21 protein-coding genes are annotated in these 23,372 nt (G+C 70.2%); 9 read left to right on the top strand and 12 right to left on the bottom strand.

All coding sequences use genetic code 11. From position 1 onward, the window contains the following. Window positions 1-17: 17 nt before the first annotated feature. The 8 genes from ACE3RQ_RS15175 to ACE3RQ_RS15140 form a co-directional block, all read right to left on the bottom strand. Window positions 18-506, bottom strand: a complete 489-nt coding sequence (locus ACE3RQ_RS15175; protein ID WP_374522886.1) for an acyl-CoA thioesterase — start codon at window positions 504-506, stop codon at window positions 18-20. A gap of 32 nt (window positions 507-538) precedes the next feature. Then, window positions 539-1,621 carry an FUSC family protein gene (locus ACE3RQ_RS15170; protein WP_374522885.1) on the bottom strand — a complete coding sequence of 361 codons (1,083 nt, stop codon included), beginning with the start codon at window positions 1,619-1,621 and terminating at the stop codon, window positions 539-541. Window positions 1,622-1,677: 56 nt separating this feature from the next. Beyond that, window positions 1,678-2,943, bottom strand: a complete 1,266-nt coding sequence (locus ACE3RQ_RS15165; RefSeq protein WP_374522884.1) for a putative Na+/H+ antiporter — start codon at window positions 2,941-2,943, stop codon at window positions 1,678-1,680. A gap of 103 nt (window positions 2,944-3,046) precedes the next feature. Beyond that, window positions 3,047-4,297 (bottom strand): efflux RND transporter periplasmic adaptor subunit, encoded by a 1,251-nt coding sequence (locus ACE3RQ_RS15160; RefSeq protein WP_374522883.1) that lies wholly within the window; start codon window positions 4,295-4,297, stop codon window positions 3,047-3,049. Next, window positions 4,294-6,663: an ABC transporter permease gene (locus tag ACE3RQ_RS15155; RefSeq protein WP_374522882.1), complete on the bottom strand. Its 2,370-nt coding sequence runs from the start codon at window positions 6,661-6,663 to the stop codon at window positions 4,294-4,296. The genes ACE3RQ_RS15160 and ACE3RQ_RS15155 overlap by 4 nt, the downstream gene beginning before the upstream one ends. A gap of 19 nt (window positions 6,664-6,682) precedes the next feature. Beyond that, complete coding sequence (locus ACE3RQ_RS15150; RefSeq protein WP_374522881.1) at window positions 6,683-7,411, bottom strand: ABC transporter ATP-binding protein; 729 nt, start codon at window positions 7,409-7,411, stop codon at window positions 6,683-6,685. Between the two features lie 73 nt (window positions 7,412-7,484). Next, window positions 7,485-8,495: a porin gene (locus ACE3RQ_RS15145; RefSeq protein WP_374522880.1), complete on the bottom strand. Its 1,011-nt coding sequence runs from the start codon at window positions 8,493-8,495 to the stop codon at window positions 7,485-7,487. Then, window positions 8,495-9,325 (bottom strand): alpha/beta fold hydrolase, encoded by an 831-nt coding sequence (locus ACE3RQ_RS15140; protein WP_374522879.1) that lies wholly within the window; start codon window positions 9,323-9,325, stop codon window positions 8,495-8,497. The genes ACE3RQ_RS15145 and ACE3RQ_RS15140 overlap by 1 nt, the downstream gene beginning before the upstream one ends. Window positions 9,326-9,563: 238 nt before the next feature. Here ACE3RQ_RS15140 and ACE3RQ_RS15135 point away from each other — a divergent pair, with 238 nt between their 5' ends. The 8 genes from ACE3RQ_RS15135 to ACE3RQ_RS15100 all read left to right on the top strand — a co-directional run bounded on the left by ACE3RQ_RS15135 (window position 9,564) and on the right by ACE3RQ_RS15100 (window position 17,648). After that, complete coding sequence (locus tag ACE3RQ_RS15135; protein ID WP_374522878.1) at window positions 9,564-10,979, top strand: efflux transporter outer membrane subunit; 1,416 nt, start codon at window positions 9,564-9,566, stop codon at window positions 10,977-10,979. Window positions 10,980-11,002: 23 nt separating this feature from the next. Next, window positions 11,003-12,334 (top strand): efflux RND transporter periplasmic adaptor subunit, encoded by a 1,332-nt coding sequence (locus ACE3RQ_RS15130; protein WP_374522877.1) that lies wholly within the window; start codon window positions 11,003-11,005, stop codon window positions 12,332-12,334. After that, window positions 12,331-13,083 (top strand): ABC transporter ATP-binding protein, encoded by a 753-nt coding sequence (locus ACE3RQ_RS15125; RefSeq protein ID WP_374522876.1) that lies wholly within the window; start codon window positions 12,331-12,333, stop codon window positions 13,081-13,083. Before ACE3RQ_RS15130 ends, ACE3RQ_RS15125 begins: the two co-directional genes overlap by 4 nt. Before the next feature lie 2 nt (window positions 13,084-13,085). Then, window positions 13,086-14,294, top strand: a complete 1,209-nt coding sequence (locus ACE3RQ_RS15120) for an ABC transporter permease (protein ID WP_374522875.1) — start codon at window positions 13,086-13,088, stop codon at window positions 14,292-14,294. Between the two features lie 386 nt (window positions 14,295-14,680). Further along, window positions 14,681-15,082, top strand: coding sequence for a GreA/GreB family elongation factor (locus tag ACE3RQ_RS15115; protein ID WP_374522874.1), 402 nt, complete (start codon window positions 14,681-14,683; stop codon window positions 15,080-15,082). Further along, entirely contained in the window at window positions 15,066-15,941 is an 876-nt protein-coding gene (locus ACE3RQ_RS15110; protein WP_374522873.1) for a universal stress protein, read from the top strand. The genes ACE3RQ_RS15115 and ACE3RQ_RS15110 overlap by 17 nt, the downstream gene beginning before the upstream one ends. 5 nt (window positions 15,942-15,946) lie before the next feature. Beyond that, the gene (locus ACE3RQ_RS15105; RefSeq protein ID WP_374522937.1) at window positions 15,947-16,813 is read left to right on the top strand and encodes a hypothetical protein; all 867 of its coding nucleotides are present in this window, start codon (window positions 15,947-15,949) and stop codon (window positions 16,811-16,813) included. Window positions 16,814-16,949: 136 nt separating this feature from the next. Then, the gene (locus ACE3RQ_RS15100; protein WP_374522872.1) at window positions 16,950-17,648 is read left to right on the top strand and encodes a nitroreductase; all 699 of its coding nucleotides are present in this window, start codon (window positions 16,950-16,952) and stop codon (window positions 17,646-17,648) included. A 102-nt stretch (window positions 17,649-17,750) separates the two neighbouring features. Here ACE3RQ_RS15100 and ACE3RQ_RS15095 read toward each other — a convergent pair whose 3' ends face one another. Together ACE3RQ_RS15095 and ACE3RQ_RS15090 are read right to left on the bottom strand one after the other, a co-directional pair. Next, window positions 17,751-18,818, bottom strand: a complete 1,068-nt coding sequence (locus tag ACE3RQ_RS15095; RefSeq protein WP_374522871.1) for an NAD(P)-dependent alcohol dehydrogenase — start codon at window positions 18,816-18,818, stop codon at window positions 17,751-17,753. Window positions 18,819-19,168: 350 nt separating this feature from the next. Continuing rightward, complete coding sequence (locus ACE3RQ_RS15090; protein ID WP_374522870.1) at window positions 19,169-19,738, bottom strand: PaaI family thioesterase; 570 nt, start codon at window positions 19,736-19,738, stop codon at window positions 19,169-19,171. A 42-nt stretch (window positions 19,739-19,780) separates the two neighbouring features. Here ACE3RQ_RS15090 and ACE3RQ_RS15085 point away from each other — a divergent pair, with 42 nt between their 5' ends. Next, window positions 19,781-20,236 carry a MarR family winged helix-turn-helix transcriptional regulator gene (locus ACE3RQ_RS15085; RefSeq protein WP_374522869.1) on the top strand — a complete coding sequence of 152 codons (456 nt, stop codon included), beginning with the start codon at window positions 19,781-19,783 and terminating at the stop codon, window positions 20,234-20,236. A gap of 288 nt (window positions 20,237-20,524) precedes the next feature. On the opposite strand, the gene ACE3RQ_RS15080 is transcribed toward ACE3RQ_RS15085, so the two are convergent. Then, window positions 20,525-20,911: a VOC family protein gene (locus ACE3RQ_RS15080; protein ID WP_374522868.1), complete on the bottom strand. Its 387-nt coding sequence runs from the start codon at window positions 20,909-20,911 to the stop codon at window positions 20,525-20,527. A 228-nt stretch (window positions 20,912-21,139) separates the two neighbouring features. Continuing rightward, window positions 21,140-22,903: a methyl-accepting chemotaxis protein gene (locus ACE3RQ_RS15075; protein ID WP_374522867.1), complete on the bottom strand. Its 1,764-nt coding sequence runs from the start codon at window positions 22,901-22,903 to the stop codon at window positions 21,140-21,142. Between the last annotated feature and the right edge of the window lie 469 nt (window positions 22,904-23,372).

Genomic DNA, 23,372 nt, shown 5'->3' with positions numbered 1-23,372 from the left:
CCTCGGCCCGCAGGCCCTCAGGCCGCGGGGCTTTGGCGCAGGGCCTCGGCGCGCTGGGCGAATTCCTGGCGCATCTGCTTGCGCACCAGGGCGGCGGCGTGGCGGCGCTGTTCGTCTGGCGTGCTGGGCTGCAGCGGCGGCACGCTCACGGGCTTGCCGGCGTCGTCCACCGCCACCATGGTGAAGAAGCAGCTGTTGGCGTGGCGCACCACCTGGCTGCGGATGTTCTCGGTCACCACCTTCACGCCGATCTCCATCGACGTGCGCCCAGTGTGGTTCACCGAGGCCAGGAAGGTGACCAGTTCGCCCACGTGGATGGGCTGCAGAAACATCACCTGGTCCACCGAGAGCGTGACCACGTAGCGCCCGGCGTAGCGGCTGGCGCAGGCGTAGGCCACCTGGTCGAGCAGCTTGAGGATGGTGCCGCCGTGCACATTGCCCGAGAAGTTGGCCATGTCGGGCGTCATGAGCACGGTCATGCTCAGTTGGTGGGAGGGGAGGTCCATCAAGAGGCTTTCAACAAAGGAAGAGGGGGTGCTCAGGCCCGGGGCAGCCAGTGACTGAAGAGGCGGTCGGCCCGCGCGCGCAGGGCCGCGTTGTGCAGACACAGGCCACCGGCCACGCCCATGGCGCAGCCCAGCACGGTGTCGATCAGGCGGGCCTGCATCACCAGCGAGGGTGAGGTCTGCATCAGCGTGGCGGCCTCGGCCAGCAGGATGGTGAGGGGCGTGATGAACACCGCCGCGAAGGTGTAGTTGCGCACGATGAGGGTTTCGATCAGGAAGGTCAGGCCCATCATGGTGAAGGCCATGGTCCAGGCGTCCATCTGCACCAGCAGCAAGCCCCAGGCCACCACCAGGCCAATGGCCGTGCCCACCAGGCGGTGGATCGGCTTGACCCAGATGGCGCGCAGCGAAGGCGCCTGGATGATGGCCAGGCAACTCACGGGCACCCAGTAGGCCTTGGGCAGTTGCAGCAGTTGCGCCAGGGCCAGCGAGGCGCCCACGAAGGTGCCGATCACCAGGGCCTCGAAGGCGGTCTGGTGCAGGTCAACCGGCTGGCTCGGCGGTGGCACCGGGGGCTGGCGGCGCAGGGCGTACACGCTGTAGAAAAAGGCCATCAGGCAGGCCAGCAGCGCGCCCATGGCCAGCAGGCCCACCATCTGGGGAATGGCCGCCAGCGGCACCGGTGTGTAGGCACCGATGGCGGCCGTCATGATGAAAAACAGGTTGCCCGGCGGCCCCACGCGCCCCAGGCGGCACAGCGCGGTGACGAGCACGGTGATGAAGATCAGCACCGGCATCATGAGCGCGGGCACCAGGTGGCTGAGGATGCCCAGGGTGAAGCAGGCCGTCATGCCCGAGGCGCACACCATGAGGGTGAGCATGCGGTGCATCAGCGCCGTGTTGGGCATGTAGAGAAACACCAGCGCACCCAGCGAGGCCACCATGCCCAGGTCCATGCGCTGGAACCAGGCCCCGATCAGCAGGGGCAGGGCGCTGGCCAGGGCGGCGGCCACCGGCATTTCCCACAGGCGGGTGCTGGGGGCCAGGCGGGTGGCTTGCGCCAGTTCTTCGCGCAGCAACTGTTGGAAGGCTTGCCAGCGGTGGCGTGGGGGCATGGGGGGTGGGGGCGAGCAATCGGGGCGCCCGATTGTCGCGCACCGCCCAGGCCGTGTCAGAGCACGCGGAAGGCCAGCACCGCCACCAGTGTGGGCGGCAGCGCGCCAATCAGCAGACCCAGCGGGTTGATGGTCTGGTTGGTGAACTTCTCTTTCAGGATGGCCGCGCCCGCCGGGTTGGGGGCGTTGGCGATCACGGTGAGGCCGCCGCCCGTGACGGCGCCGGCCACCAGCGCCACCTTGAACTCGTCGCTCAGGCCTTCCACCAGCGAGCCCAGGTAGGTGAGGGCGGCGTTGTCGGTGATGGCGGTGAGCGCGGTGGCGCCAAAGAACACGGTGGTGGCGTTCATGCCCATGAGCACCGGCTCCAGCCACCAGCGCTGCAGGCCGCCCAGCACCACCAGGCCACCCAGGAAAAAGGCCACCAGCAGGGCCTCGCGCAGGATCAGCGGGTTCTGGTGGCGCGGGTAGGCGGTGCAGTAGCCAATGAAGAACAGCAGCACGCCCATGAAGATGGCGGGGTGGTGGGCGAACACCACCACCGTGGCCAGGAAGGCGATGTGCATCATCGTCACCACCCAGGGCACAGTGGGCACGGCGCCGGCCCCGCTTTCGTCGCGCTGGGCCACGTGGTCAAGCTGTTTGCGAAACAGCAGCGTGGCGCAGGCGGCGTTCACCGTCACGGCCAGCGCGGCCTTCCAGCCGAAGGTGCCCAGCATGAACCAGATGTCCCAGTTCCACTTGCTGGCCACCATCAGCACCGGTGGCGCGGCAAAAGGCGTGAGCGTGCCGCCGATGGAGATGTTCACGAACAGCGTGCCCAGGGTCACGTACTTCAGCGGCTGCGACAGGGTCTGGCGGAACAGGGTGTCGCGCAGCATGAGGGCGGCCAGCGTCATGGCCGCGGGCTCGGTGATGAAGCTGCCCAGCAGCGGCACGAAGGCCAGGATCAGGAAGTAGGTGGCCGGCCCGCGCGCAAAGGGCATGAAGCGCGCCACGTAGCGGGTGGCGGCGTCGGCCAGTTGCAGGATGGGCCGCGTGCCCGCCACCACCATGATGGCGAACACGAACAGCGGCTCGGTGAAGTTGCGCGACTCCACATAGGCGATGGCGTCGGTGGTGCCCACCAGGGCGAACAAGGCCAGCACCAGCACCATGGCCCAGAAGCCGAACACCACCTCGACCTCACCCAGCAGGTGAAAGATGCCGGCGTGGCGGGGGTGGGAATGGGCCAGCCCCTCGAAGAAGCGGGTGGCGAAGGTGTGGCAAACGGCAATGGCAAACAAAGCCGCGGCCACCCATTGGACGATGGGATCGGTCATGCGATAGGCGTGGATAACCCGCGAGGCGGCCCGACCTTCGCGCACAACCTGCTGCGGCCCGGCTGGCCGCAGCACCCAGCCGGCATTTTAGGGGCGCCCTGTCTCAGGGTTTGCCCGCACTCCAGGGCCGCTCGGCCACGCGTTGGTTTTCCTTCAGTGCGGTGCTGGGGTAGAGCACCACGCGCTCGCCCTCGCGCAGGCCCTGGCTGACCCAGGCGGCGTCGGCGTTGCGGTCTTGCACGCTCACCTCGCGCAGGCGGGCCCGCCCGCCGTCCACCACCACCACGCGCCAGCCGCTGCCCTGGCGCATGAGCGCGGCGCTGGGCACGGTGAGCACGCCCTCGTTGACTGAGAGGGTGATGCGCGCGTCCACCCGAAACCCTTCGCCCAGGCCGGTGCCGTCGGGCGGGGGCTGGTCCAGCGCCACCACCACGTTCACCCGCTGCTCTTCGATGCCCAGGGCCGAGACCTTGGTGAAGGCCACGGGTTCCACCCGCGTCACGTGGCCAGCCAGCGGGGCACCGCCGCCGCCCAGGTCGAGCCGGGCCGGCGCGCCCAGGGCGATGCGGCGGGCGTCGCCCGAGAGCACGTCGATCACGGCCTCGACCTGGGCGGTGTCGCCAATGTCGAGCAAGGCGGCGCCGGCGGCCACGGGGCCGGCGCTGTCGCGGTGGCGCTGCACCACCACGCCGTCCACCGGGCTGGCCACGGTCCACAGGCCCTTGGGTTCGCTGGGGGTGCCCGGCGCGGCGGGCGCGGGCTGGGCGCGCAGCAGCGAGGCGCGGGCCTCGGCCAGGGCGAAGTCGGCGGCGCGCTGCTCGGCCAGGCCAGCTTGCAGGCCTTGCTGCGCGGCCTGCTCGGCCAGCACGGCGGTGTCGCGGGCCGAGGCCGAGATGAAGTTGTCGCGCGCCAGTTGTTGCGCCCGCTGTGCTTCCAGCCGGGCTTGCTCCAGCGCGGTGCGCAGGCGCTGCACCTGCGCACCAGCGGCGGCGCGGGCGGCTTCTGCGCTGCCCACGCGCTGTTCCAGCACAGCGCGGGTGCGGGTGTCGATCATCACCGGCGCGGCCGGCAGCAGGCGGGCCACCACCTCGCCGGCGCGCACGCGGTCGCCCACCTTCAGCGTGGGGCGCTGCAGCTCGCCCGTGACGGGGGCGGTGATGGCGTAGCGCTGCTGCAGGCGCAGCACGCCGTCTTCTTCCACCGCCTGCTCGAAGCGGGCCAGCGTGGCCGGGGCGGTTTCCACGCCCAGGGGGCGCGGGCGGAAGGCCCAGACGCCGGCGCCCAGCACGGCCACGCCCAGCAGGCCCAGGGCGAGCCAGCGGCCTTTGCGTGAGGGTTTGGTCTTGTCGTTCATTCGCGTACCTTCAAAACGGCCACCAGGTTCAGGTGGTCAATGCGCCGGCGCACCACCAGCGCGCTGGCCACGCCCGCGGCCAGCACGATGAGCACCGCCCAGCCGTAGGTGGCCGGCGCCACGATCACCGGGAATTCGATGTTCTCGCTCGACATGAGCGCCATCAGCAGCTTCGCCAGGCCCCAGCCGGCCGCCGCGCCCAGGGGCAGGGCCAGCAGCAGTTCCAGCGCCAGCGGCGCCAGCAGCAGGGCCGAGACCTCGGCGCGCGTCATGCCCAGCACGCGCAGGCTGGCGAGTTCCCAGGCCCGCTCCGACAAGGCGATGCGCGCGGCGTTGTAGGTGATGCCCACCGCCATGGCCACCGCGAACACGGTGAGGATGGCGCTGAGCACGCCCATGTTGCGCGAGGTGGTGGCCTCGAACGAGGCCAGCGTGGCCTGTTTGTCGAACACGTTGTCGATCACCGGGGCCTGCTTCACCGCGGCCCAGAAGGCCGGCATGGCCTGCGGCTGCACCTGCAGCGCGGCGCTGGTGACGGCGTCGCCGTCGCGCGAGAGGCGGTTCATCTGCGCCAGTGGCAGATAGGCGGGCTTGCCCATCTGGTTGTTCACGATGGCGCTCACGGTGAGCGTGGCGCGGGCCCGGTGCCACAGGCGAAATTCCAGTTCCACCGTGTCGCCCAGGCCCACGCCCAGCTCGCGCGCCAGCAGGTGCGACAGGGTGATGCCGTGGTCGGGCAACTCGATGGGGCCGAGGCTGGTGTCCACCACGCGCAGCAGTTGCGCATTCGGCAGCGTGCCCTGCAGCGTGGTGTCCACGCGCCGGCCGTGGGCGTGCACCCGCACCGGCTCGCTGCGCAGGGGCTCGGCGCGCTGCACGCCGGGCAGGCGCTGCAGCTCGCGCACCACGTCTTGGCGCACCGGCTGGTGAAAACTCAGCAGCACGTTGCCGGGCTGCACCTGGCGGAACTGCACGTCCACCACGTGGGCGATGGCGTCCAGCCAGAAGGCGCCCGAGATCTGCAGCGCCACCGCCGCGGCGATGCCGCCCACGGTGAAGAGCGAGCGCAGCGGCCGGCGCTCCAGGTTGCGCACCACCATCATCCCGCCCGGCCCCAGTTGCCGGCCCAGGCCCAGGCGCTCCAGCAGGGTGGCGCGGTAGCTGGGCGGGGTGGGGGGCTGCATGGCCTGCGCCGGGCTCAGGCGCACCACCTGGTGGATGGCGGCCCAGGTGCCGGCGGCGGCGGCCACGGCGGCAATGCCGGTGGCCGCCAGCAGCAGCCAGGGCGGCGTGGCGTAGGCCAGCTGGTTGAAGCGAAACACCTCGTCGTACAGGCCCAGGGTGAGCCGGCCGATCCAGCCGCTGAGGGCCAGGCCCGCGGCCACGCCCAGACCGGCGATCACCAGCGCCAGTTCGATGTAGTGCGCCGCGATGGCCCCGTTGCCATAGCCCAGGGCCTTGAGCGCTGCGATCTGGCTGCGCTGCGTGGCCACCTGCCGGCCCAGCACCACGTTGAGCACGAACATGGCCACCGCCAGGAAGATGCTGGGCAGCACCGTGCCCAGCACCTTCAGTTGCGATAGCTCGTCTTCGACGATGCGGGCCGAGAGCTGGTCGTGCCGGTCCACCGCGCCCAGCGAGCCGTAGGGCGCTAGCAGGCGGTCCACCGCCTCCATCACCGGCGCGGTGGGCATGCCCGCGTGCAGGCGCAGTGCGGCCTGGTTGAAGGCGCCTTGCAGGTCAAAGATGTCTTCCAGGCGCTGGCCGTCCACCCACCACAGGCCAAAGGTCTGGTCGTCGGGCGCCCCGCCACGCGAGGCGAACACGTACTCGGGCGAGATGGCGGTGCCCACCAGCACCACGCGCTCGCGCCGCCCGTTCAGGATGGCGTGCACCGCATCCCCCGGGCGCAGGCCGCGCACGGTGGCGAAGCGGTCGTTCACCACCGCCTCCAGTGCGTTGCCGCGCTCGGGCCAGCGGCCCTTCACCAGGGTGAGCGCGTTCAGGCCCTGGCGGCCGGCCTGGGCGCGGGCCAGGTCAAGGCCCACGAAGCGGCCGGTGACCGGTGCGTCCACGCCGGGCAGGTCAATCTGCGCGTCGGCCTGCACCGTGAGTTGCACCGCCAGCACGCCGTCGATGGCCTGCAGCCGGTCGCGCAGGTGCACCGGCGCGCGCTTGGCGGTGACGAACACATCGGCCAGGCGGTTGTCGCGGTAGAAGGCGTCGCGCGCGGCCAGCAACGACTCGTGCACCGAGAACATGCCCACGAAGCCGGCCACGCCCACCGCCACCACCAGCGCAATCGTGATCACTTGCGCGCGCAGGCGCCACAGGTCGCGCAGCAGTTTGGTGTGGATGGCTCTCATGGCGCGCTCACCTCGGCACTCACCAAGACAGCGAGGCCGCTTCGGCCTTGTGCGGGTTGCGCCGCTCTTCCACGATGCGGCCGTCGGCCAGGCGCAGCACGCGGTCGGCCATGGCCGCGATGGGCGCGTTGTGGGTGATGACCACGGTGGTGGTGCCCAGCTCGCGGTTCACCCGCTCGATGGCCTGCAGCACCATGATGCCGGTGGCGCAATCGAGCGCGCCAGTGGGCTCGTCGCACAGCAGCACGGCCGGGCGCTTGGCGATGGCGCGCGCAATGGCCACGCGCTGCTGCTCGCCGCCCGAGAGCTGGGCCACGAAGTGGTCAAGCCGCTCGCCCAGGCCCACCAGGGCCAGCGCGTCTTGCGGGCGCATGGGGTCGTCGGCCATGTCGGTCACCAGGGCCACGTTTTCGCGGGCGGTGAGGCTGGGGATGAGGTTGTAGAACTGGAACACGAAGCCCACGTGCTCGCGCCGGTAGCGGGTGAGCTCGGCGTCGCTGGCGCCCGTGAGCTGGTGCGTCTGGCCCTGGTGCGTCCAGGTGGCCGAGCCGCTGGTGGCGGTGTCCAGCCCGCCCAGGATGTTGAGCAGCGTGCTCTTGCCGCTGCCCGAGGCGCCCAGCAGCACCACGAACTCGCCCTGCACGATGTCCAGGTCCACCCCGCGCAGCGCGTGCACGGCGGTGGGGCCGTCGCCATAGGTCTTGGTGAGGGCGCGGGCGCTGAATACCGGGTGGGGTTCGGTTTCCATGCCCGCATTTCAGCATGGGCCGGGCCGGCCGGGCTTGACCGGCCTCAACCCGCCCCCATTCGCCGCGCCCGGCTCAGAAGGTGTGGCGAATGCCCAGGGCGTAGCTGATGCCGCCGTCGCTGGCGCGGGTGGTGCTGCGCGAGCTTTTGCGCCAGGCGTCGGCGATCAGCCGGGTGCGCGGGCTCAGCACCCGGTCCACGCCCAAGGCCAGGCCGGTCACCGCGCCCTGGCCCTCGGTGCGTTGGCGCTCCACGCCGGCCTTGCCCACCCAGCCCGGGGCCAGGGGCAGGTTGACGTGCGCCGAGGTGCGCTGGGCGTCAAGCCCGTTGCTGCGCCGCAGGCCGGTGTGCACCACGCCCAGCAAGGAGCGGCCCAGGGGTTGGCGCCACACGGCGGTGAGGGCGCGCACGCCGGGCACACCGTTTGGGTTCTCGGTGAAGCCCAGGCCCGCGGCTTGCGGGCCGTTCGTGTATTCCAGCGTGATCTCGCGGATGTTGGCCCGGGCGGCCGGCACCAGCACGCCCGGCACGGGGGAGGGATAGGCGGTGTTGGCGTCGCGGTCGGCCACGGCGAACACGGCCTTCGCGTGGTTCACCACCGGCGTGCTGATCTGCAGCATGCCGCTGTAGCGCAGGGTCACGTCGCCGGGGTGGCCGAACACGCCCGCCGCCGCGCCGGCCGAATAGAACAGGTCGCCCCGGGCGCGCAGGATGTCGGTGGGCGCGTTGAAGCGGCCCATGCCCAACTCGCCCCAGGGCCCCGAGACCCACAGCTTGCTGGTCTGGAAGGCGCGGTCGGCGCCGCCGTCGGTGTTGCCGGTGTCGGGCTGGAAGCGGGCGGTGAGCGTCACGCCGCTGCGCCAGCCCGCGCCCAGTTCATCGACAGCGGCGATGTTCAGGTAGTTGCCGGTGGTGGCCAGGCTGGCCACCTGCTGCACCGCCTGGGCGCCACTGGCCTCGCGCTTGAGGCCCACCGCGATGCCGCCCGAGAGGGTGAGCGTTTGGGCCGACACCGCCGAGGCGGCGCAGGTGGCCACCACCACCAGCGCCACGGCGGCGCCGGCACCCGGCCCGCGCCGCGCCATCACGCCACCGACAGCAACAGGCGGGTGAAGGCCTCTGGCTGGTCAAGCATGGGCAGGTGGCCCATTTCCACCTCGCGGGTGGTCCAGCCCGGCAGGCTTTGCGCGCGGCGGTAGTGCACGGTCTCGAAGTCTTTGCCGCGGGCAAAGGTGGCCAGCATCACGTAGGTCTTCTTGGGCACGCGCTCCAGCGCGCCGGTGAGCTTCACTTTTTGCGTCATGGCGCCCAGGGGCTGGGGGCTCAGCAAGGCCTGGGCGCGCGCAGTGGGCGCGGGTGGCATGGCGTAGTAGCTGGCCGGCGGCGGGGGCAGGCCGGTTTCGCCCTTGGCGAGGCGGGCGGTGATGTCGGCCTGCACGCGCGCGCTCATGTAGTCAAACACCGAGCGGCCGTCTTCGTGCAGGTAGGCGTTGAGCATCACCACCGAGCCGATGCGCGGCAGCGCCTGCTCGGCCACGCCGGCCACCACCGCGCCGGTGGTGGAGTGGCCCACCAGCACCACGTCTTTCAGGTCTTCCCACTTCAGCAGGTCCACCACGTCGCGGATGTGGGTGTCCAGGTTTACCTGTGCCGTGCGCAGGTGCGAGCGATCGGCCAGGCCGGTGAGCGTGGGCGCGTACACCGTGTGGCCCTGGGCGCGCAGTTGCGCAATGGTGTCGCGGTACACCCAGGCGCCTGCCCAGCCGGGGGCCAGCAGCACAAAGGTTTTGCGCGGCGCGGGGGCCGTGGTGGCGGTGCTGGCGCAGCCGGGCAGCACGGTGGCGGCGGCGGTGGCGAGCAGGGCGGCGCCGATCTGGCGGCGCGAGGCATGGGGTGACAGCAGGCGTTGGTTCACGGTGGTGTTCTCGATTTGGTAGCAAGACAAGCCCGCAGGCTATCGATGAAGGAACCGGTTCCGCAAGCTTGGTCTTGATTGGTGTTGCGTAAATATTTGGTAAACCACTGCATTGCGTGCGAGGCTTTAACGCTTCCTTGACAAAGCCGATCCAACAATCGGCGCCATGGCTCGTGCCGTCCTTGGTCTTTGGGTGACCCAGTGACACCAGGCGCCGGCCCTGACGTGAGCTTCGGTCATGACAACTGCCTTCTCATTCCCTCTGCTCCTGCGGCCCCTCAGTGTCTTGGGCCTGGCGGCTCTCTCGGCCTGCGGCACCCTGGGCCCCGGCCCCGAGGCCCTGCGCCACGGTGTTGACGTGCCCGCCGCCTGGGCCGCACCAAGCGATGCCGGCAGCGAGCCGGCCCCGGCCAAGCTGGCCGATTGGTGGACCCGCTTCAACGACCCCGTGCTCAGCGAGCTGGTGCGCCAGGCCCTGGCCCAGGGCACCAGCGTGCGCCGCGCGCAGGCCGTGCTGCAGCAGGCCCGCGCCCAGCGCGAGGCCGCTGGCGCCGCGCTCGGCCCCTCGGTGGACCTGAGTGCCTCGGCCCAGCGTTCGCGCGCGGCGGCCAGCGGCACCACCAACAGCCGCAGCCTGAGCCTGGACGCCAGCTGGGAGGCCGACCTGTTCGGCGCCAGGGGCAGCGCGGCGGCGGCCAGCGAGGCCGAGGCCCGCGCCGCCGCCCTCAACCTGGGCAACGCCCAGGCCTCGCTGGCGGCCGAGGTGGCGCTGGCCTACCTGGACTGGCGCGGCCAGCGCCTGCGCCTGGGCATTGCCCAGCGCAACCTGGCCGCGCAAGAGGCCACCTTGCAGATCGTGCAGTGGCGCGTGCAGGCCGGGCTGGCCAGCAGCGTGGAACTGGAGCAGGCCCGCGCCGCCGCCGCCCAGACCCGCGCGCAACTGCCCACCCTGCAGGCCAACGCGGCACAAGGCCTCAACAGCCTGGCCGTGCTCACCGGCCGCGCGCCGGGGGCACTGGCCCAGGTGGCCACCACCTGGCCCGAGACCGAGCCACCTCAGCCCGACGCCGGGCTGGCGCTTTCCTTCCCGGTCGACGTGCTGCGCCAGCGCCCCGATGTGGGCGCCGCTTTCCAGCGCGCCGAGGCCGCCCGCCAGCGCGTGGCCCAGGCCGAGGCCGCGCGCTACCCCAGCCTGCGCCTGAGCGGCTCATTGGGCCTGCGCTCGCTGGCCTCGGGCACCTCGGCGGCCAACAGCCTCATCGCCAGCCTGGCCGCCCCGCTGTTTGATGGCGGTGCCCTGCGCGCCCAGGCCAATGCCCAGGCCGCCGCCTTCGAGCAGGCCCGGCTTGATTACGAGAGCGCGGTGCTGGTGGCGCTGCGCGAGGTGGAAGACGCGCTGGTCTCGCTGGCCGGTGACCGCGAGCGCGTGGAGCGCCTGCAGACCGCCGCGCAGGCCGCCGCCAACGCCGAGTTGCTGGCCCGCCAGCGCTACCAGGGCGGGCTGATCGACTTCGCCACCGTGCTGGAGACCCAGCGCAGTTTGCTGAGCGCACAAGACAGCCTGGCCAGTGCCCGCGTGGCCCTGGCCACCGACCACGTGCAGCTTTACAAGGCCTTGGGCGGCGGCTGGTTGCCCGACGCCGCCCAACCCTGATTCGCTTTTTTCGTCGCCTCGCCATGACTGACCCCAACAAGACACCCCCGATTCCCGCCACCGCCCCGGTCGCCACGCTGGACGAGTTGCTGGGCACCGACCGGCCCCGTCCCTGGTGGCGCCGCCCCAGCACCTGGGGCGCGGCCGTTGCCGTGCTGGCCCTGGCCGGCGCCGCCGTGTGGTGGCAAGGCCGCCAGGCCGTGAAAGACGGCCCGGTCTACGTGACCGAGCCCGCCCGCGTGGGCAAGCTCTCGCTCACGGTGGCGGCCGACGGCACCTTGCAGCCCACGCGCACGGTGAACATCGGCAGCGAGCTGTCGGGCACCGTGGCGCGCGTGCTGGTGGACGTGAACGACCGCGTGAAGAAAGGCCAGGTGCTGGTCGAGCTGGACACCGCCAAGCTGCAAGACCAGGTGAAGCGCTCGCGCGCCAACCTGGCCTCGGCCCAGGCCGCGCTGGCCGAACGCGAAGCCACCGTGAAAGAGGCACAGGCCACGCTGGCGCGTTATGAAGAAGTGGCGCGCCTCTCGGGCGGGCAGGTGCCCTCGGCCACCGAACTCGACACCGCCCGCGCCGCCGTGGCCCGTGCCCGCGCCAGCCTCGACAGCGCCCGCGCCAGCGTGGACGAAGCGCGCGCCGCCGCCTCCACCGACGCCACCAACCTCACCAAGGCCAGCATCCGCTCGCCCATTGACGGCGTCATCCTCACCCGCACGGTAGACCCCGGCAACGCCGTGGCCGCCTCGTTGCAGGCCGTGACGCTGTTTCAGGTGGCCGAAGACCTGCGCTCGCTCAAGCTCAATGTGTCGGTGGATGAGGCCGACATCGGCTCGGTGAAAGAAGGCCAGACCGCCACCTTCACCGTGAGCGCCTACCCCGCGCGGCGCTACCCGGCCACCATCTCGCGCGTGGCCTTTGGCTCCACCAAGACCGATGGCGTGGTCACCTACACCACCGAACTCACGGTGGACAACGCCGACCTGTCGCTGCGCCCGGGCATGACGGCCTCGGCCACCGTGGTGGCCACCGAGCGCGACAAGGTGCTGCTGGTGCCCAACACCGCGCTGCGCTTCGTGCCGGCAGCGGCCCCGGCGGCCGCTTCGGCCGGTGGCGGCAACGGCAACCTCTTGAGCAAGCTCATGCCGCGCGCGCCGCGCACCGGCGCGCGGCCCGCGCCCGGCGACGCTGGCGCTGGCGCGCAGCGCCAGGTGTGGGTGCTGCGCGATGGCCAGGCCGTGCCCCTGCGCGTGAGCACCGGCATCAGCGACGGCCGCCAGACCGAAATCACCGGCGGTGAACTGCAGGCCGGCATGGCGGTGATTACTGACCAGCGCAGCGCGGCGGCCAAGCCATGAGCGATCCCGGCGCCATCGTCGAGCGGCCGAACCCGCTCATTCGCCTGCGCGGCATCACCCGCGTGTACGGCGAGGGCACGGCCGCCTTTCAGGCCCTGCGCGGCGTGAACCTGGACATCGCCCACGGCGAGTTCGTGGCCGTGATGGGCCCCAGCGGCTCGGGCAAGTCCACCGCCATGAACATCATTGGCTGCCTTGACCGGCCCAGCGACGGCCAGTTCTGGTTTCGCGGCGTGCACGTGGAATCGCTCAACCGCGACGAGCGCGCCCGCCTGCGCCGGCGCTACTTCGGCTTCGTGTTCCAGGGCTTCAACCTGCTGGCGCGCACCTCGGCGCAAGAAAACGTGGAATTGCCCTTGCTCTACCGCGGCGAGAGCGCCGCGCGCCGGCGCGAGCTGGCCGCCCAGGCGCTGGCCGCCGTGGGCCTGACCGGCTGGGAACACCACACCCCCGCCGAGCTGTCGGGCGGGCAGCAGCAGCGCGTGGCGATTGCGCGCGCCATCGTCACCGAGCCCGAGGTGCTGCTGGCCGACGAGCCCACCGGCAACCTCGACACCGCGCGCAGCCGCGAAATCATGGACCTGCTCTGGCGCCTGAACGCCGAGCGTGGCATCACCGTGCTCATGGTCACCCACGAGCCCGACATGGCCGCCTACGCCCAGCGCATCGTGCGCTTCGTGGACGGCGTGGTCGCCACCGACGAACCCAACCCACACCCGGCGCGGCCGACCGAGCCCGAGAAAGCCTGACCATGTGGCTCAACACCCTGTTGCTGGCGCTGCGCTCCATCCGGCGCAACCTGCTGCGATCTTTCCTCACCATCCTGGGCATCGTCATTGGCGTGAGCGCCGTCATCACCATGGTCACCGTGGGCAACGGCGCCACGCAGGCGGTGCAAAACCAGATCGCCGGCCTGGGCGTGAACCTGCTGCAGGTGCGCCCCGGCCAGCGCCTGGGCCCGGGCAGTGGCGGCAGCGTGGCCCCGGCCTTCAAAGAAAGCGACGCCGAGGCCATTGCCACCCAGATCGGCGGCGTGCGCGCCGTGGCGCCCGAGGCCCGCGCCTCGGCCACGCTGGTGGCCAGCGGCAAGAACTGGCAAAGCAGCGTGGTGGGCAGCACCAACGAGTGGCTGCGCACCGGCAACTGGGCCCTGGCCAGCGGGCGCGAGTTCAGCGACGAAGAGCTGCGCGCCGGCTCGGCCGTGTGCCTGATTGGCGAGACCGTGCGGCGCGAGCTGTTCGGCCGCGCCGACGTGCTGGGCGAGCCGCTGCGGCTGAAGCAGTTCTCGTGCAGCGTGATCGGCGTGTTCGCCTCGAAAGGGCAGGGCGCTTTCGGCAACGACCAGGACGACTTCGTGCTCGTGCCCATCAACACCCTGCAGCGCCGCGTGACCGGCAGCACCCGCGTGAACACCCTGCTGGTGTCCATGCAAGACGGCAGCGACGCCGAGCGCCTGAAGGCCAGCCTCACGCAGTTGCTGCGCGAGCGCCGCAAGCTCGCCCCCACCGACGACAACAACTTCAACGTGCTCGACACCAAGCAGTTGGCCGACACCCTCTCGGGCACCACCCAGGTGATGACCACGCTGCTGGGCGCCGTGGCCGCCGTGAGCCTGCTGGTGGGCGGCATCGGCATCATGAACATCATGCTGGTGAGCGTGACCGAGCGCACCCGCGAAATCGGTCTGCGCCTGGCCATTGGCGCGCTGGAACGCGAGGTGCTGCTGCAGTTCCTGATCGAGGCCGTGGTGCTGGCCGCCTTCGGTGGCCTGGCCGGCATCGTGCTGGCCACCGGCGCGTCCATCGGCCTGTCGTTCCTGATGCAGGTGCCCTACAGCTTCCAGCCCGGCATCAACCTGCTGGCCTTCGTGTTCTCGGCCGGCATCGGCGTGCTGTTTGGCTACTTCCCGGCCAGGCGCGCGGCCCGGCTGGACCCGATTGAGGCCTTGCGGCACGAGTGAAGGGCGTGAATAGATTCGTGAATGGATTCGGGGTGGCTGTTGCATGGCCAATGCCGCGAAGCGCGCCCAAGCCAGCCCCAATGTCGCACCAATCCGGTGCGACATTGCTTGCCCCGGGGGGTATGTCGGCTTAGAGTCCGGCACATGGTTCGCTCCAACTTCCCCTTGCTCGGCCGTCCGATGGCTGATCTGCTGTGCGCAGATCAGTGCGGCCGTGCGCGTGCCCAGGCACGCGGTCTGGTCCGACACCAGCCCGTCGCACATTCCTGAGCCCGGCGAGCCACCCCAACCCCCCTAATTTGCGCATCCATTGTTCGCCGGGCCCCAAGCCCGCGCGATCGCGGCCGCCCCACGCCGGGCCCCAGCCGCTCTTGATGGAGTGCCGCATGCACAAGACCGCCCACGCTGGCCGTACCCTGACCCAGCTTGACTTTGCCCGCCTGAACAAGCCCGACCTCGGGCCGCTTCCCGACGCCCTGGACGAGGCCCTGGCCTTCGCTGACCTGGTCGATTCGCGCGAGGTGCCGCCCGACGTGGTGACCATGAACTCGCAGTTCATCATTCGCATGGCCGACACCGGCCAGCAGCGCGAGATGACCCTCTGTTACCCCGCCGACGCGGCGCCCGCTGCCGGGCGCGTGTCGGTGTATTCGCCCGTGGGCGCGGCCATGCTGGGCATGCGCGTGGGCGAGCGGGCCCGCTGGAGCACGCCCAACGGCGATGCCTGCGAGGCCGACATCGTGGCCGTGCTGTTCCAGCCCGAGGCCAGCGGTGAATACGCGCGCTGACGCCCGCACCCCCGCCCGCCTGCGCGCCGTGCTGGCGCTGACCGACCTGAGCGCCCGCGCCGAGCCCGCGCTGGCCCGCGCCGCCTTGCTGGCGGCCGAGCATGGCGCCAGCCTGCGCTTCATGTACCTGCCGCTGCGCCACCCCACGGGGGCCACGCAGGCCGTGCCGCCGCGCCTGGCGCAGCGCTGCCGCGTGCTGGGCCGCCGCCATGGCATCGGCATTGAGCCGGTGGCCGCGCAAGGGCCCTGGGCACAGCGCCTGCTGCGCGAGGCCGGCCAAGCCGACCTGGTGCTGCTCACGTCTGGCATTGGCTTGCACCGCCGCGCCCTGTGGGCCCGCACCGTGCTTGACCTGCTGCTGCACGCCACGCAAACCCCGGTGCTGCTGGTGCAGCGCGCTGCCCGCGTACCGTACCGGCAGGCGCTGGTGGCGGTGGACCTGAACCACGAGGCGCCACGCTTGCTGCAACAGGCGCAACGCCTGGGCGAGCGCGCGCGCCTGACCGTGTGCCACAGCCTGCAGCAGCATGTGCAGGTGGCGGCCAATTCGGCCGCCGGCGCACTGGCCGCCATCGAGGCCCAGCGCAGCGAGGCGCGCCGCCGCGCCCTGGTGCACCTGGGAAGACTGCTGCGGCACGACGAGAACGGTTTGGCGGTGCACGACATCGCCATCGGCCATGGCCGGCCCGGCGCGGACATTGCCGCGCGCGAGGCCGAACTGGGCAGCGAGCTGATCGTGGTCGGCCGCCGCCGCCAGCCCTGGCTGCTGGACCGCCTGGAGCGGTCATTGAGTCATCAACTGCTGGCCCGTGTGCGGGGTGACCTGCTGCACGTGCCCCTGACCCGGGAGGACGCATGAACACCATGACCCTCACGCGCACTTTCCTGCGCGGCAAGAGCCCTTGCGCCGACGGCTTTCGTTGGTTCCTTCGCCACCACCACGAGGGGGACGACTACCAGAGCATCCTGGATGGCCTGGTGAAGGCCGGGCGCGTGGCCGACGCCTGCTGGCTGCTGCAGCAGTTCGGCCCCACCAACGCCGTGCTCAGCCTGGACAGCCTGGAAGCGGAGGCCATCGTCTTCGCCGGCACGATCGAGGTGCGCGGCGCCATTGAGGTGGACGGCGCGATTCACGCCGGGCGCGGCATTCGCGCCGGTGCCGGGCTGCGCGCCGGGCTGGAACTGGCGGCGGGTGAAGACATCCGCGTGGGCGGGCACCTGCGCGCCCAAGGCACCGTGCGCGCTGGCGGCCACCTGCGCGCGGCCTGGGGCATCGACACCATGGGCGACATCGAGGTGGGCGACGACCTGCGCGCCGCGTGGGACGTGGTGTGCGGCGGCCACCTGCGCGTGAAGGGCAGCGCCACCGTGGGGCAAGACCTCATCGTGCAGGGCGACGCCGACATCGGCAAAACCCTGCGCAGCGGCGGCGACCTCACCGTGCACGGCAGCGTGCGCGCGGGCCAGGGCGTGCTGGCCGACGGCCAGATTCAATGCGCCCGCCACCTGGAAGCCGGCTGGGGCATCAAGGCCGGCGAGGCCATTCACGCCCAGGGCGCCATCAAGGCCGGCGAGAGCCTGCAGGCGGGCGACACCCTGCAGGCCGGCGAGGGCTACGGCATCTACGCCGGCCTCAACGTGCAGCAGGACAACTGGCCCGTCAGCGCCCAGGTGCTGGCCGCGCGCCGGCCCGAGGGCCTGATGAGTGGGTGGTGGGCTGGGGAGGCGTGAGCGGGGGGCGTGTGTCCACCCTGGGCGGAGCCAAGGCTCCGCTCAGTGGCCTCTGGTGAGGCGTTTCACGCTTGGTTATATTAATGGACCAACCATTGATCCTTTTGGGCCATCTGTTCACGACCGAGCAACCACCATGACCAAGACCCTTGCCCCCGCCACTCCTTCCGCTCACGCCACGCTCGACGCGCTGCTGAGCCAGCGCCACAGTTGCCGCGGCTTCCTGCCCACTCCCGTGTCGCGTGAGCTGCAACAAAAGTGGCTGACCACTGCCCAGAAGACCGCCTCGTGGTGCAACTCGCAACCCTGGCGGGTTCACATCGCCGAAGGTGCGGCCATTGAGCGCCTGCGCGAGGTGATGCTGGCGCCGCCCGCCGAAGGCGAGCCCGGGCCTGACTTCGAATGGCCGCTCAAGTACCAGGGCGAGTATCAGCAACGCCGCCTGGCCTGCGCGCTGCAGCTCTACGCCAGCGTGGGCATTGCCAAGGGCGACCGCGAGGCCTCGACCCGCCAGGCGCGCGAGAACCTGCGCTTCTTTGGCGCGCCGCACGTGGCCATCGTCACCAGCGACGCCAGCCTCAGCGTGTACGGCGCGGTGGACTGTGGCGCCTACGTGGCCAACCTGCTGCTGGCTGCGCAAAGCATGGGCCTGGGCGCCATCCCGCAGGCGGCGCTGGCCTCACGCCCGCAGCGCCTGCGCGAGTTCTTCGGCCTGGGCCCTGACCGGCTGGTGGTGTGCGGCATCTCCTTTGGGTATGAAGACCCGCAGCACCCAGCCAACGGTTTTCGTACCCCCCGTGCCGCGCTGGACGAGGTGGTGCAATGGGTGGCCTGAGGCGCCGCCTCGGGCCTGGACGCTTCACGCCAGCTTGACGGGCGACTTGCGCAGCGGCTTCGCGCCCAGGCGGGCCTGGGCGGTGTCAAACCAGGGGTCAAATCAGGCGCTGCCTGGCGCTTCTTTCAGCGAGCCCATGTCGATCACGAAGCGGTACTTCACGTCGGCCTTCAGCAAGCGGTCATAGGCGGTGTTGATGTCTTGAATGCGGATGCGTTCGATGTCGGCGGTGATGCCGTGCTGGCCGCAGAAATCCAGCATTTCCTGCGTTTCGGCGATGCCGCCGATCAGCGAGCCCGCCACCGACTTGCGGCCCACCACCAGCGGGCCGGTGTTCAGTGTGTCCAGCGTGCCCAGGTAGCCCACCAGCACCAGAGAGCCGCCGCTGGCCAGCGTGGGCACGTAGGGGTTCACGTCGTGCACATAGGGCACGGTGTCCACGATCAGGTCAAACTGCCCGGCCACGGCCGCCATCTGCTGCGGGTCGGTGGAGATGACCACGCGGTCGGCGCCCAGGCGGCGCGCGTCGGCCTCTTTGCCGGGCGAACGGCTGAACAGCGTGACTTGCGCGCCCATGGCCTTTGCCAGCTTCAGGCCCATGTGGCCCAGCCCGCCCAGGCCCACGATGGCCACCCGCTTGCCCGGGCCCACGCCCCAGTGGCGCAGCGGCGAATACAGCGTGATGCCCGCGCACAGCAGCGGCGCGGCGCCGGCCGCATCCAGGTGCTCGGGCACGGCCAGCACGAAGTCTTGTTTCACCACGATGGCCTCGGAATAGCCGCCGTGGGTGCGCGTGCCGTCCACTCGGTCTTTGCTGTTGTAGGTGTAGGTGGCGCCTTTCTCGCAGTACTGCTCCCAGCCTTTGCCGCAGGGGCCGCAGTGCTGGCAAGAGTCCACCATGCAACCCACGCCCACCAACTGGCCCACGGCAAAGCGCGACACGCCCGTGCCCACCTCGCGCACGCGGCCAATGATCTCGTGCCCCGGCACCATGGGGTAGCGGGCGTTGCCCCAGTCGTTGCGGGCGTTGTGCAGGTCAGAGTGGCAGACCCCGCAGAACAGGATGTCGATCACCACGTCATCGCTGCGCGGGCTGCGCCGCTCAAAGCGGAACAGGCCCAGGGGCTCGGTGGGTGAATGGGCGGCGTAGGCGCGAACGGGGTAGGTCATGCGGGCGGTCTCCTGGTGAATGCGCCACTGTAGGCACTCGCCCTGTGCAGGAATAGCGGGCACTGTCTTGCACTCGACACAGAAAAATATGAAGCCGCCCCCCGTTACCAATAACCTTGGCCTGCACCCCTACCACGACAACCGCTCCGCACAGCTCAAGTGGGTGCGTGCCTTCATTGACTTGGCGTTGCAGCGGCTTGCCGATTCGCCGGCGTATGTGCTGGGGGCAAGGGAGTTGGCGCGGGCGGGCAGAGGCCGTCCTGGCAATTGACCGCCGAGCACACACCTGCCGCCTGCCAGCATGGCGCAGTGGCGGCGTCAGCCGCGACAGGCTGCGAAGCGAATAAACGCTATTCCCGACCCGCTGCCGCCTTGCCGTGGGGCGCTTCGTGGTCGAAGACCAGGCAGGTCGTAGTGGCGTGGGCGTAGACCTTCCCGTCGGGGCCGACGATGCGGCCCTCGGCCGTGGCCACCTGCCGCCCGGCATGGATCAGCTTGCCCTCGGCGCGAACCAGCGGCACCGAGTCGGTGAGGGCCCTGAGCATGTTCACCTTCAGCTCCAGTGTGGTGTAGCCCTTGCCGGCAGGCAGGGTGGTGTGCACGGCGCAACCCAGCGCCGAGTCGAGCAAGGTGCAGAACCAGCCGCCATGCACCGTGCCCAGCGGGTTGTAGTGGCGCAGTTGCGGCCTGCCCTGGAACACCGCAAGCCCCGGCTCCATGTGCAGTGGAATGAAATCCATGGTGTCGCCGATCGGGGGCGCCGGCAGCTCTCCGGCAAAGATGGCTTCAAACACCTGCATGCCGGTCATGCCAAAGACCTTTTCCCGGGGCGCCGTGCCCACGGCACTCAATCGGCTGCGCACGGCGCGTTCTTGTTCTTGCCAGCGCTCAAGGGTTTCCTGGTGTGTCAAGGTCTTCATTATTTTCTTGTACCTGCAATTGTTGTAGGTACAATATAACGCATGAGCAACGCCCCAGCACCCAAGGGTTGCACCAACCTCAGGCTCAGGCAGCTGGGCAGGATGGTGAACCGGCACTACGACCATCACCTGGCGGCCGTGGGCTTGAAAAGCACGCAGTACGCCTTGCTTTCGTTTGTCGTCAAGCTCGGGCCGATTCGGCCGGGTGACTTGGCGCGGCACCTGCAAATGGACGCCTCCACCCTCACGCGCAACCTGCAGCCCATGGTGGCCCAGGGGTGGCTGCTGGTGGGGGCGGGCGAGAACGCGCGCAGCCGTCTGGTCGAGGTCACGGCAGAGGGCATTGCCCTGCGCACCGCGGCCCTGCGCGCCTGGAAAGCGGCGCAAACGGCCCTGAACCAGCGCCTGGGGGTGGCACAGGTCGCTGCGCTGCACGACTTGCTGGACGCCAGCATCGCGGCCCTTGACGAGGCGCCCAGCGATGCCGCCGCGGGCTGAGGCGCCGGCCCGCCTGAGCGGCCAGCTCTCGTGCTTGCTGGCGGGCCTGGCGGCACTGGGCTGGCTGGCCACCAACATCATCCTGCCGCTGTTCCCGATATGGCGGCCGACCTGGGTACCTCGGTCAGGGACTTGAGCGCCACACTGGCCAGCTTCTTCTTGGCCTTTGCCCTGGGGTGCTGGTGCTCGCCCTGCATCAGGCCCGCGACACTGCTGGCGCGGGCTTGGCAATGGGGGCCACCACGGCTCCCGGGCGAAGATATCCGCGGCCCGTGAATGGCCGCCGCGCTAGCCCAGCGGCTGCAGCATCGACCCGCGGTTGCCTTCGGTGTCGATGAAGGACACATAGGCCCCCACGCCCGGGATGTCCATGGGCTCACCGATCACGGTGCCGCCCGCGCTGCGCACCTTGGCCATGGACGCTTGCAGGTTCTCTACCGCAATCACCACCGAGGGCTGCAGCGCTGGCCCTCCGGTGGGCTGCTGGAAAAAGCCGCCATTGATCGTGCCCGGCCGCGTGGGCCGACCGTTGGCGACTTCGCATGTGGTGGCCACCACGTAGTGGCCCATGGCGGGGCCCAGCGCCTGTGTCTGCCAACCGAAGGCGGTGCCATAGAAATTGGCCATGCGGGCAGCGTCTGCATAGGGCATTTCAAAGTGGATGACGGGATCCATCTTTCTCTCCTTCGCTCAAGGGCCATGAACGGTCGTGGCACTGGGCAAGCCGAGTGCCACGCCGGAACAGGCCGCCAACAGACTAGCGCAGAAGGGGGTGGGCGTGGCGCCCGTTCGCCAGTTGGGCGCGTCCAGGGCGACACCGCGCCAGCCCCAACGTGACAACGCCGCCCCACCGATGCGGTGGGGCGGCGCGAGGCACCAGGGAAACGCAGTGGTTAGGCGAACTCAGAAGCTCTCCCATTCCTCCACCGCTTCCGTGGCGGCCGCCAGCTTGGTCGGGCGCACCACCGGCGCTGGTTGGGCCGCGCGTGTTGTGGTGGCCGGTCCGGCCTTGCGCAGCGCGGGGGCGGTGGTCTTGGTCTTGGTGGGGGCAGGGGTGCTGCGCACCGGCGTGGGGGTGCTCACCACGGCCGGGCTGGCCATGAAGCCGCTGCTGTGGCCGCCATTGGTACGAAACACGCTGACGGCGCTCACCAGTTGATCGGCCTGGTGGCGCAGGCTGGCCGCGGCCGAGGCGCTTTCTTCCACCAGGGCGGCGTTCTGCTGGGTGGTCTGGTCGATGCTGCTCACGGCCTCGGCCACCTGGTTCACGCCCGCGTTCTGTTCCTGGCTGGCGCTGCTGATCTCGCCCACGATGTCGGTGACGCGCTGGATCGACTGCACCACCTCTTGCATGGTGCTGCCGGCCTTGTCCACCAGCTGGGTGCCTTGTTCCACGCGCTCCACGCTGGCGTTGATGAGGCCCTTGATTTCCTTGGCCGCCTCGGCGCTGCGCTGGGCCAGGTTGCGCACCTCGCCGGCCACCACCGCGAAGCCTCGGCCCTGTTCACCGGCACGGGCGGCTTCCACCGCGGCGTTGAGCGCCAGGATGTTGGTCTGGAAGGCAATGCCGTCGATCACGCCAATGATGTCGTTGATGCGGCGGCTGCTGTCGTTGATGTCGCGCATGGTCTGCACCACCTGGTTCACCACCTCGCCACCTTGCACGGCCACGCTGCTGGCGCTGGCGGCCAACTGGCTGGCGGCGCGGGCGTTGTCGGCGTTTTGTTGCGCGGTGGAGCCCATTTCTTCCATCGAGGCCGAGGTTTCTTCCAGCGCGCTGGCTTGGCTCTCGGTGCGGGCCGAGAGGTCTTGGTTGCCCTGGGCAATCTGGGCGCTGGCGGTGGCCACACCCTCGGCGCTCTGGCGCACCGAGTTCACCAGCTCGCTAAGCGCCTGCTGCATCTTCTGCATGGCGGCCAGCAGGCGGCCCGTTTCGTCGCGGCTGTTCACCACGATTTCCTGCGTCAGGTTGCCAGCGGCGATCTGGTCGGCCAGCTCCACGGCACGCGAAATGGGTTGCGTCACGCTGCGGATGATGGACACCGCCAGGCCCAGCGCCACCAGCACGCCCACCACCAGCACACCCACCGTGAGGCGCAGCACGCTGGCCACGGTGCTGTCGATGCGCTGCCCGCCAGCAGCGGTAAGCGATTTCTGGAAGGCGATCAGTTCATCCAGCTTGACCATGTAGGCCATCTGCAGCGTGCGGGTCTCGTCCAGCAACACGCGGCGCGCCACGTCACGCTGGCTGCTGCTCAGCGCATCGAAAAACTGGTTCTGGCTGGCGATGAAGGCCTCGCGTGCCTTGTGCACCTGGCCCAGCAAGGCTTTGCCTTCGGCCGAGACCAGGTTGGCCTCCAGCCAGCGCAGGTCTTCGGCAATCACCTTGCGGCTGGCGTCAATCGATGCGCGTTCTTTCTGAACCGCGTCCGGCGCGTCCATGATCATCATGTTGCGCATCGAGCGGGCTATCTGGTTGATTTCGTTCTTCACCGACTGCACGCGCTCTTGCTTGGGCAGCAACTCGTCGGTGACGATCTTCACCTCGGTGTTGATCGAGCGCACCTGCACGATGGACAGGCCGCCCAGAGCAGCCAGCAGCAGCACCAGCAGGCCGAAGCCCATGGCTAGGCGCTGCGCGATGGAGAGTTGGTTAAGGAATCGCATGATGAACTTTCACAGAGGTGGGTCGCAGACCTGGCCGCTCAGGGCTTGGGCATGAGGGCCGCGATGGCGCTGGCCAATTGGCCAGCCGGCAGGGGCCTGTGTGACAGCGCGCCCGACCGGGTGCGCTGAAGGTGGGCAGGGGCGATGGGGTCGCCCCAGTGCCAGATGGCTGGCACCCAATCACCCAATGCGCAGTTGGCTGGCTCCCCTGTGTCTTGCGTGCGATGGAATTGGGCAGTTGCCATTCCACCGAGAAGCCCATGCCCACCAAGCCACCCTGAAAGAGGCTTGCGGTCAACCGGCTTCGTCTGTTCATCATTTCTGTTGCCAACTTGCGTGCATCACACGCCTGTGGTTTCGGCGCGGGCCGGCGCGCCTGAAGCCCCGCACCCGCAGCGAATTTGCGCTGGCGCAAGAAACGGGCGCAAGGTGCGATGGGCGCCACGGGCCTCTTGGCGGGGCCACGTGC

This window comes from Hydrogenophaga sp. (assembly GCF_041913525.1).
Lineage (GTDB): Bacteria > Pseudomonadota > Gammaproteobacteria > Burkholderiales > Burkholderiaceae_C > Hydrogenophaga.
The sequence above is the reverse complement of the archived record's forward strand: the minus strand, read 5'-3'. Positions and strand labels throughout refer to the sequence as shown.